A 10853-nucleotide genomic window follows, 5' to 3' on the forward strand; every position below is an offset into this window, starting at 1 on the left:
CATGACTTGGCTTTTTAAGCAGTTATTTTTTAAAAATTAATGCTTACATATGCATATGTAAGCATTAATATAATATTTTTAAAATAATTAAGGATCTTGATAAACTATAAAATAATTTAGAAGAATAATATTTTAATTATTAAAAAAGTAAGGAAGAATAGTATTAAATATCAGACATCAGCTATATTCTTAATGGGTCCTACGGCTTCTGGAAAAACAAGTTTAGCTATAGCTTTAAAAAAAAGAAAATTAAAAATAGATATTATCAGTGTTGATTCAGCTTTAGTATATCGTGATATGGATATCGGGACAGCTAAGCCTGTTACTGAAGAATTAAAATTAGCTCCGCACAGATTAATAGATATTCGTGATCCAGCTGAATGTTATTCAGCAGCGGATTTTTGTTGCGATGCATATAATGAAATGGAAAAAATCATAAAATCCGGGCATATACCTTTGTTGGTAGGAGGCACAATGTTGTATTTTAAAACTTTATTAGAAGGGCTATTTTTTTTACCAGCAACTAATCAAGGAATTCGCGATGATCTAAAATATGAAGCACAAAAAACGGGATGGACAAATATGCACGGTCTATTAAAACGTATTGATCCTGTTTCAGCTAACAAAATCCATTTAAACGATCACAAAAGAATAGTACGAGCGTTAGAAATTTTTTTTATTTCTGGAAAAACATGGACAGAATTAAAATTAATTACTAATAAAAAATTCAAATATAAATTGTACCAATTCGCTATTGTTCCGTCAAGTCGTGACATATTAAATAAGCGAATTGAGCAACGTTTTCATAGAATGTTAGAGATTGGATTTGAAAATGAAGTTATTAAATTATTTAATCGAGTTGATTTGCGTACAAAAGAATTAAAACCATCTATTTCTTGCGTCGGATATCGTCAGATGTGGGAATATTTATCTGGGGATATTAATTATAATCAGATGATATTTAAAGGAATTTGTGCTACTCGACAACTTGCTAAGCGTCAATTAACCTGGTTACGTAAATGGCCTAATTTACGTTGGTTAGATAGTGATAGTTTATCTGCAGGAATTGATAGCATATCAAAGATATTAGATAAACAATAATCTGATATATTATGAAATTTAAAAAATTTAAATTTGCGGTTATCTAATTTGTGGCTGTTGAAAGGATATAAAATTAATTCTTAAAGAAATTGAAAAATGAACAAAGTTCAATCATTACAAAATTTATGTTTGCACGTACCATATTGATAACGCATCCTGTTTTTTTATTAATTTGACAAACGTATTAAACTGTAAGAAAAAAATTGAGTCTTTTGATAGATTTATAATATTGATTAAAAATACAGTTAATCAAATGATGTATAAATATGCATATCTATAATGTTCCTTCTCGTGTCATTTCATATTATGTTAGTCGCGCTTACAATAAAATAAGTTCTGTTCATGTATTTTAGAGATTTGTATATCTTCTTTATGTGTGATTATATATTAAATTTAGTCTTATCAAATATTATTAAGTATAGTATACTTTGATATACTTGATAATTTTATTATATGTGGTTGTATATGTATAATTTATTTACGGGGTAGTTTTTATTGTGTGCTTCAGATGATTCTCATGAGCAATCTATTGTAGTTAATACTTTTTTTTCTAAAAAAGAAGATAAAAATTTTAATTTACAGGAATTTTTGTCTTTGGCATCTACGGCAAGAATGAAAATATTGGATGTGCTTACTAGCAATTGTAAGACTTGCAATGCTAAATATTTTATTGGAATTGGAAAAGTATTGGAACTTACACAAATGATTAAACATTATTCCGTATCTATTATATTGTTCAATTGTATTTTATCTCCACATCAAGAGCGAAATCTTATGTGTGCGTTACAATGCAGGATAATTGACAGAAACCAGCTGATTCTCAATATTTTTGCACGACGTGCACACACATATGAAGGTAAATTACAAGTGAAGTTAGCTCAACTGAAGCATTTAAATTCTCGTTTAGCACATGAATGGAGTCATCTTGAGCGTCAAAAGGGAGGGATTGGTTTACGAGGAGGATCGGGGGAGATGCAATTAGAAAGTGATCGTCGTGCATTGCGCAAAGAGACTACCCAAATCCTATTGCGTTTAAAAAAAATAGAAAATCAACGAGAACAGAGCAGACGACATCGTTTTAGAATTGGAGTGCCTACTGTTTCCTTGGTAGGATATACTAATGCTGGAAAATCTACTTTGTTTAATGTAATGACTGAGTCACATGTTCGTACAGCAGAACAACTGTTTTCCACTCTAGATCCCACATGTAGACGTATTGTATATAAAGGAGCGCATAATATTATATTAGCAGATACGGTGGGTTTTATTCAAAGTTTACCGCGAGGTTTAATATCTGCTTTTAAGACAACTTTACAAGAAACAATACAAGCAACGCTATTGTTACATGTCGTGGATGTTGCTAATGAAAAAGTTGAACAAAATATTGATACGGTACATTATATTTTGAGCGGTATGAATGTTAATAATATTCCAATGCTTTTGGTGATGAACAAGATAGATCAATTAAAAAAATTAACACCACATATTGATCGAGATAATAATGGTTGCCCAATACGAGTGTGGATATCAGCTAAAAATAAATTGGGTGTTTCTTTATTAATGCAAGCTATTAATGAATTACTATCAGCTGATATGATTTCTTATGAATTACGAATGCCTATGAATCACGATTTATGCCAAAAATTATATAAGCTACAAGTTGTCAAACAATATTGGGTCGAAGATCATAATTATATTAGATTGAAAATACATTTATCTTCTGCAGATTGGTCTCGTTTACTAAAAAATAATAAATTATTGGTGGATTATATTGTTTAATGTTTTTAAAATAAAAAGGATAGTGTCTGAATCGCTCATGTAATGTGTGAGGGAAAATATGGTTTTTAATTATTTCAATAATCATAATAAGTGTATTCATGATCCATGGGGGCATCATGATAAGAATGATATAGATCGTTCTTCTTCTAAAGATAAAAATCAATCTGAATTTAATATATTAGATTCAGACAGATTTTTAGACAAAATAACTGATAAGTTAAATGTATTTAGTAATAAAAACAAAGATTTAGATAAATTTCCTAAAAATAAAAATCTTTATATAATCCTAGCGTTGATTATTGTTGTTTTTATGTGGATTATTAGTGGTTTATACACTATCAAAGAAGCAGAGCGTGGAGTAGTTTTAAGATTCGGCAAATATCATCATTTAGTACAACCAGGTTTAAATTGGAAGCCTACTTTTTTTGATGTTGTAATTCCGGTGAATGTAGAGTCAGTACGTGAACTAGCAGCCTCTGGGATGATGTTAACCTCAGATGAAAATGTAGTCCGAGTAGAGATGAATGTACAGTATCGTGTAACTGAACCAAAAAACTATTTGTTTAATGTTATTGATGCTGATGATAGCCTGCGTCAAGCTACTGATAGTGCTTTGCGTGGGGTTATTGGAAAGTATAATATGGATCGTATTTTAACAGAAGGACGTACGGTGGTACGCAGTGATACTCGAAGAGTGTTAGAGCAAACAATATATCCCTATGATATGGGTATTACTTTATTAGATGTAAACTTTCAAACAGCTCGTCCTCCGGAAGAAGTAAAAGCAGCGTTTGATGATGCTATTGCTGCGCGGGAAAACGAACAACAATATATTCGTGAAGCCGAAGCCTATGCCAATGAAGTACAACCACGCGCTAATGGACACGCTCAACGTATTTTAGAAGAAGGACGAGCATACAAAGCACGTACTATTTTAGAAGCACAAGGAGAGGTACAAAGATTTTCTAAGATTTTGCCAGAATATAAAGCAGCTCCTGAAATTACTCGTGAGCGACTATATATAAATTCGATGGAGCGTGTATTAAGTAATACCAGAAAAATATTCGTAAATTCAAAAAATACACAGAACATACTATTGTTACCCTCAGGCCAAGTAAAACAAATCAAAGACAATGATAGTACGGTTGAATATTCTGATAGTATTGATAATACTGATGATACTTTTAATTTAAATCGAATATGTGCCACTAGTGATGCTAACATTCATAATTCACAGTTAATATCAAAAAGTAGTCAATTGTCTCGTCATATAAATACTATACCAGAAGAAAAAGTATTAGACCAAAGACAGGATAATATACAACGTGTTGATATTGTGCGCAAAGGGAGAGAGTCGTAGATGATGCGAAACGTTTTTTTGTTTATTACATGTATAGTAGTAGTGTTATTTTTTTCTTTGTTTACAATAGAAGAGGGGCATAAAGGTATTATATTGCGTTTTGGCAAAGTGTTACGTGACACAGATAATGATCCATTGATTTATAGTCCGGGATTGCATATAAAAATTCCATTTATTGAGACAATTAAAATTTTAGATTCACGTATTCAAACTATGGATAATCAGGCAGATCGTTTTGTTACTATGGAAAAAAAGGATTTGATTATTGATTCTTACATTAAATGGCGCATTAGTGATTTTAGTCGATATTATTTAGCAACAGGAGGGGGTGACATTGCTCAAGCAGAAGTATTAATAAAACGAAAATTTTCTGATCGTTTGCGTTCGGAGTTGGGTAGATTAAATGTTCAAGGCATTGTGACAGATTCTCGAAATAAATTAATGACTGATGTACGCGAATCGTTAAACAATGGTACTGCAGGGGAGGAAGCATCAGAATTTCATTCCAATAACATCAAAAAATTTAATTTTTATTTAAAAAATGATGATACGTTAACACCAAAACAATACCGTGTTTCTGATGTAGTTAATCCAAATAGCATGGCCGCTTTGGGTATTGAGATAGTGGATGTTCGGATCAAGCAAATTAATTTACCGGCGGAAGTATCCGATGCTATTTATCAGCGTATGCGTGCAGAGCGTGATGCAGTTGCTAGACGTCATAGATCTCAGGGACGAGAAGAGGCAGAAAAATTACGTGCCACAGCAGATTATGAGGTAACACGTACTTTAGCTGAAGCCAAGCGTCAATCCTTAATTATTCGCGGTGAAGCTGATGCAGAAACTGCTAAACTATATGCTATTACTTTTAATGCAGATCCGTCGTTTTATGCGTTAGTACGTACTTTACGTGCATATGAAAATAGTTTTAAGAAAAATAATAATGATCTTATGGTGTTAGGCGCAGAAACTGATTTTTTACGTTTTATGAAATCACCAAAAAGTACCACCGATATCAACAATTGATATGTATGAATTAAGGGGTTATTTATATATTATGAGTAGTCATCGTTATTATGTTTGATATAATAAAATAATGAGTTTTATGGTATATGAAATAGATTATATATATTTAATTGATAGAAGTAGTTATACGAATTAATGAATGGATAACTTGAGAAATGGCTAGAAGTGTTATTGTGTTAGGAGCTCAATGGGGTGATGAAGGTAAAGGAAAAATAGTTGATTGGTTAACTTCACAAGCTCGATATGTAGTACGTTATCAAGGAGGACATAATGCTGGCCATACTATTATGGTAGGGCAAAAAAAAATTATTTTACATTTGATTCCTTCTGGAATTTTGCATCATCATGTCACCGCTGTTATTGCTCATGGCGTTGTGTTATCGCCAGTTTCTTTTGTTAAAGAAATGGAAATGTTGCGAAAATTAGGTGTATCAATATATAAACGTATATTTATTTCTGCGTCTTGCCCTTTGGTATTATCTTATCATGTAGCAATGGATTTAGCGAGAGAAAATCATCAGATTTCTAAAGCCATTGGTACTACGGGGTGTGGTATTGGTCCAGCTTATGAGGATAAAGTCGCACGGCGTGCGTTAAGAGTGGGTGATTTATATGATCCAAAAAAATTTAAGAATAAATTACAAGATGTAGTGGATTATTATAACTGTCAATTAGTTCATTATTATAAGGTGCATCCCATTAGTTATCAGATGGTTTTAGATGAGATTATGTCAGTTTCTGATATATTGACAGATATGGTTGTTGATGTTCCTGAGTTATTACATGATGCTTTAAAACAAGGTGATTCAGTTATATTCGAAGGCGCTCAGGGTAGTTTGTTGGATATTGATCATGGAACATATCCTTATGTTACATCTACCCACACTGTTTCTGGAAGCGTCAGTGTTGGTGTGGGAATTGGATTTAGCTGTATTGATTATGTTTTAGGGATTGTAAAAGCGTATTCCACTCGTGTTGGATTGGGTCCTTTTCCCACAGAACTGTCAAATGATATAGGTAATTGGTTATGCATCAATGGAAATGAATTTGGTTCTACTACAGGACGTCGTCGTCGTACTGGTTGGTTTGATGCAGTAGCAGTACGGTATTCTGTAAAAATTAATTCTTTTTTTTCGTGTTGTTTAACAAAGCTTGATGTTTTAGATGGTTTGAAAGAGATTAAAATTTGTATTGCATATTGCAGTAAGAATGGACAAGTAATCCATAATTTTCCATCTTCTTTAGAAGAATTAGAAAATTTAGAGCCTGTGTATGAAACATTACCTGGATGGATGAGAAGCACTGTAGGCATCACGGTGTTCCAGCAACTTCCTAAGGAATCACAGTATTATATTAAGCGTATAGAAGAAATAATTGAAGTGCCTATAAGTATTATTTCTACTGGGTCAGAACGTTCTGCAATAATAGTATTAAGTAATCCATTTAATTTTTAATCCAATAAGGCAATTAATACTGGCTGTAAATAGAAAAAGACTACTTGTCTGGTGATAGATTAAACATATTTAAAAAAATTAATAACTTTTATAATGATCTTGTTATAAAGTATTTTTAAAGTTAGTTAACACTGTGTAATAAAATAAATTATTTTAGCAAATAAAATGAGTGAATTAGTATACGGTATACATGCTGTAAAATCTGTTTTAGATAATCACTCACAGCGAATTTTATCTGTGTATATTACGCATAAATCTAAAGATTTACGTTTAAAATCGTTAGTTGATCAGATAAAACAATGTAATATCAGCATTCAAACATGTAGTAATCGACAGTTAGATATTCGAACACAAGGCGCGTTGCACCAAGGTATTGTTGTTAAAATAGCTCCAAAATATTATTATACGAAAGAAAATGATTTGCCAAACTTTTTAATGGAATGTAAAACTACACCATTATTAGTGATATTGGACGGTGTGACTGACCCACATAATTTGGGGGCATGTTTACGATCCTCAGATGCAGCTGGGGTGCATATGGTTATTGTTCCATGTGATCGTTCAGCGCGGTTAAATGGCACAGTTAGAAAAGTAGCTAGTGGAGCTGTAGATAATATACCTTTTATGCAAGTAACTAATTTAACTAGGACATTACGATTACTTCAAAAACATAATATTTGGATTATTGGAACTGTAATTCAATCTAAACGTTTTATTTTTGATAGTGAATTAAATAAACCATTAGCTTTTGTAATGGGTTCCGAAGGAAATGGTATTCGTTGTTTGACCAAGAAAAATTGTGATGAACTAGTTACTATCCCTATGTTAGGAGCTGTTACATCGCTTAATGTCTCAGTAGCTACAGGAATATGTTTGTTTGAAGCATTAAGACAACGTGAGAAATATAAATAGTGCAGATTAATATTATATGGTATGGTGTTAATTGTGAAAAGTTGGCATTTTTAAATTTATGTGCATGAAGTTTGTATAGAGGTAGAACGTGTAAATAATGTAAATATCTTATAATTTTTTAAAATGTTATTAGTTTTAATAAAGCGAAAGATTTTAGTATGAAAGGAATACAGTATGCGTTATTACGAAATAATCTTTATGGTACATCCTGATTGTAGTGAACAAATATCTAGTGTAATTAATCACTACACAGAAATCGTGATTAATGCCCAAGGAAAAGTTCATCGCATAGAAAATTGGGGACGTCGTCAATTAGCATATCCGATTAAGAAGTTACATAAGGCGTATTATGTATTATTGAATATAGAGGTATCTCAAGACACCATTAAAGAGTTGAGTAATGCTTTTCGTTTTAATGATACTATTATACGTAGTATGATCATACGAACTAAACATGCTGTAATTGATCCATCTCCTATGATGAAAAAGAAAGAAGAGAACCAAGAGGTATTATGTGACTGATTAGTGCATATAAAAGAAAAGCTACATGTATGTATGTGTGTAAGCACGAAGTAAACTGGAAATATAGTGTAGATATATTCAAGTTGTTATGTTTGTTGCATTAAATTTTTGTGGATTTTTAACAATAAATCGTAATTGTCAATATAGGAACGTGTTGCTTTGTATCTGATGGAGAAGTGTAATATAACAATTATGATAAGTTAGTTAAATTTATGTAAATATGTATAATAAAGTATGGAGTTAATTATGGGGCGTTTTGTTCGTCATCGTAAATTTTGTAGGTTTACAGCAGAGAAATGTGTTAATATTGATTATAAAGATCTTCTTACAATACAGCATTCTATTATAGAAAGTGGAAAAATAATTCCAAGTAGAATTACTGGGACACGAGCACGGTACCAAAGACAGTTAGCTCGTGCTATTAAGAGAGCACGTTATTTATCTTTGTTACCGTATACTGATCATCATCAGTAATTTGTAGTTTTTTATGATTAATATAGTTTTGTGTATTATAACGGAAATACAAAATGAAGATTATTTTGCTAAGTAATATTAACAAACTTGGAAATATGGGATCAGAAGTTTCTGTACGTTCGGGTTACGCTCGTAATTTTTTAATACCAAAATCTAAAGCAATGTCGGCTACAAAAAAAAATATTGAAGTATTTAAAAAACAACAACTTGAGTTACAAACTAAAGTTATAGAGGCTCAAACTCAGGCTGAATTTTGTGCGGATAAGATTAATAAACTCGGTAGTGTTACTATTAGAGCTAAATCGGGTATTGAAGGGAAATTGTTTGGTTCTATCGGTTCTCGTGACATAGCTACTGCAGTTACAACAGTTTCTGGTGTTAAAATTTCTAAATCTCAAATTAGATTGCCTAATCATGATGTATTGAGAAGTACCGGCATATATAGCATAAGTATTCATATTTATAATGAGATTTTTGCTAAAATAAACGTTATTGTTCTTAGTAAAACGTCTAATAATAAATAATTATGAGTGATATAGTGATTTTTATATTACTATTATTAAAATAAAAATACTTTTATGTACTACTAATTATAATAATATAAAAAATATAAAGCATATATATTTGTTATAAGATATATAAATCAAAAATTTGCGTACGTTTTTATACAATTAATCATTATAGTATATATAACTGTTCCAACTAAGTATAGCATTCTATGAATGCGTTCGTTATAAACATGTTATGTTTTTTAAGTTTATACTACGAGCGCATGAAAATTAGCAGGATGTATATTATGATATTTCATTGTGAAATGATTGAAAAAGTAAGTTGTATAGCTCGTGAAGCTGGATCAGAAATTATGAAGATTTATAATGGGGGATTGAAGTTAAATGCATACCAAAAGTTAGATGCATCCCCTGTAACTAATGCTGATTTATGTTCTCATCGGGTTATCATGCATTCGTTGCAGACTTTGACACCTAAAATTCCAATTTTATCTGAAGAAGATATTACTAAATGGCAGGAATGTAGAGATAGAATTTGCTTTTGGCTGATAGATCCTTTAGACGGAACTAAGGAGTTTTTGTTACACAATGGTGAGTTCACTGTTAATATTGCCTTTATTGAATATGGTCAACCTATTATGGGAGTGGTATATGTTCCTGCATATAATTTATTATATGCAGCAGACAATGGGCAAGTGTGGAAGATTAATGCTAGAGGGGAGCGTATAAATATTGCAGTAAATATGTCTCGTTATCCAATTATAGTAATGAGTCGTAGTAACATTTGTTTTAATAGATATTACTTGCATAGTTATTTAAAAAGATTGAAAAACTATAAAATTATCAATATTGGATCATCATTTAAATTTTGTTTAATAGCAGAAGGCAGTGCTCAATTTTATCCGAGATTTTCTTGTACTAAAATCTGGGATACAGCTGCTGGCCATGTGATAGCTATAACAGCTGGCGCTGCGGTTAATGATTGGAATGGGAATCCTTTGCACTATAAAAATATTAATCGGTCTTTTTTAAATCCAGGTTTTCAAGTTTCATCATGTTGATTTAATTATATATTTATATTTTAATTATTTATGTGTTGATATAAATAATTGTTGTCAGCATTTAAATTTTTAAATTTCTAGTATTATTTGACAGAGTTTCTATTAATAAATTAATGATTTACATGAGAGATATAGTATGTTGGGTTTTGTATATTCATTCGTAACATAATAATAACCATTCATGGTTATTATTATGTTACGAATGTGACTATATTTTTTTTAGTTGTTAATGTTATAATCTGAGATAGTTGTGTGTTGTAAAAAGTTAGTGACTGCATCTATTACATGTAATAGATGGTAATAAATACAGATGTTCGTACAGATGTATTTATGTACACGTTTTGTAATAAATGAATGATGTATTATATGCTTTCATTTAAAAAATTTTTAATATAGTCAGGATTTGATATATGTTCAGGGATTTTAGAAAATATACAATGCCTAGGTTATTAGGCTTGATAATTTGTTTTGTTATACCTCTAATATGTAATAGCGGTGTTATTTTAAGAGTAGAAGGACTAAATAGTGAATTAGATTATAATGTACGTAAAAAATTATCTGATGTACATATCAACAATGTCAATATAAAGAATATGGATGCAGATTTAAAAAAAAATAGATAATGCCATTAGAGCTGGATTGCGTCCATTAGGTT

The 10853-nt window shown here is 30.9% G+C and carries 11 protein-coding genes; all 11 read left to right on the forward strand.

Going from position 1 to position 10853, the window contains the following annotated elements; all coding sequences use genetic code 11:
- The first annotated feature begins 192 nt into the window (after positions 1–192).
- The 11 genes from miaA to CBquer539_RS00450 all read left to right on the forward strand — a co-directional run bounded on the left by miaA (position 193) and on the right by CBquer539_RS00450 (position 10821).
- Positions 193–1101, forward strand: a complete 909-nt coding sequence (gene miaA, locus CBquer539_RS00400) for a tRNA (adenosine(37)-N6)-dimethylallyltransferase MiaA (protein WP_500836499.1) — start codon at positions 193–195, stop codon at positions 1099–1101.
- 495 nt (positions 1102–1596) lie between these two features.
- Entirely contained in the window at positions 1597–2880 is a 1284-nt protein-coding gene (gene hflX / locus CBquer539_RS00405) for a ribosome rescue GTPase HflX (protein WP_500836500.1), read from the forward strand.
- 58 nt (positions 2881–2938) lie between these two features.
- Positions 2939–4240 (forward strand): FtsH protease activity modulator HflK, encoded by a 1302-nt coding sequence (hflK, locus tag CBquer539_RS00410; protein ID WP_500836501.1) that lies wholly within the window; start codon positions 2939–2941, stop codon positions 4238–4240.
- Entirely contained in the window at positions 4241–5266 is a 1026-nt protein-coding gene (hflC, locus tag CBquer539_RS00415; RefSeq protein ID WP_500836502.1) for a protease modulator HflC, read from the forward strand. It begins immediately after the preceding gene.
- A 155-nt stretch (positions 5267–5421) separates the two neighbouring features.
- Positions 5422–6720, forward strand: a complete 1299-nt coding sequence (locus tag CBquer539_RS00420; RefSeq protein ID WP_500836503.1) for an adenylosuccinate synthase — start codon at positions 5422–5424, stop codon at positions 6718–6720.
- Positions 6721–6885: 165 nt separating this feature from the next.
- Positions 6886–7632, forward strand: coding sequence for a 23S rRNA (guanosine(2251)-2'-O)-methyltransferase RlmB (gene rlmB / locus CBquer539_RS00425; RefSeq protein WP_500836504.1), 747 nt, complete (start codon positions 6886–6888; stop codon positions 7630–7632).
- Between the two features lie 174 nt (positions 7633–7806).
- On the forward strand, positions 7807–8154 hold the full coding sequence (rpsF, locus tag CBquer539_RS00430) for a 30S ribosomal protein S6 (protein ID WP_500836505.1): 348 nt from the start codon (positions 7807–7809) through the stop codon (positions 8152–8154).
- Positions 8155–8400: 246 nt separating this feature from the next.
- Entirely contained in the window at positions 8401–8628 is a 228-nt protein-coding gene (rpsR, locus tag CBquer539_RS00435) for a 30S ribosomal protein S18 (protein ID WP_500836727.1), read from the forward strand.
- A 53-nt stretch (positions 8629–8681) separates the two neighbouring features.
- Positions 8682–9152 carry a 50S ribosomal protein L9 gene (gene rplI, locus CBquer539_RS00440; protein WP_500836506.1) on the forward strand — a complete coding sequence of 157 codons (471 nt, stop codon included), beginning with the start codon at positions 8682–8684 and terminating at the stop codon, positions 9150–9152.
- 290 nt (positions 9153–9442) lie between these two features.
- The gene (cysQ, locus tag CBquer539_RS00445) at positions 9443–10198 is read left to right on the forward strand and encodes a 3'(2'),5'-bisphosphate nucleotidase CysQ (RefSeq protein ID WP_500836728.1); all 756 of its coding nucleotides are present in this window, start codon (positions 9443–9445) and stop codon (positions 10196–10198) included.
- 437 nt (positions 10199–10635) lie between these two features.
- The gene (locus CBquer539_RS00450; RefSeq protein WP_500836507.1) at positions 10636–10821 is read left to right on the forward strand and encodes a hypothetical protein; all 186 of its coding nucleotides are present in this window, start codon (positions 10636–10638) and stop codon (positions 10819–10821) included.
- Positions 10822–10853: the final 32 nt, after the last annotated feature.

This window comes from Blochmannia endosymbiont of Camponotus quercicola (assembly GCF_059935335.1).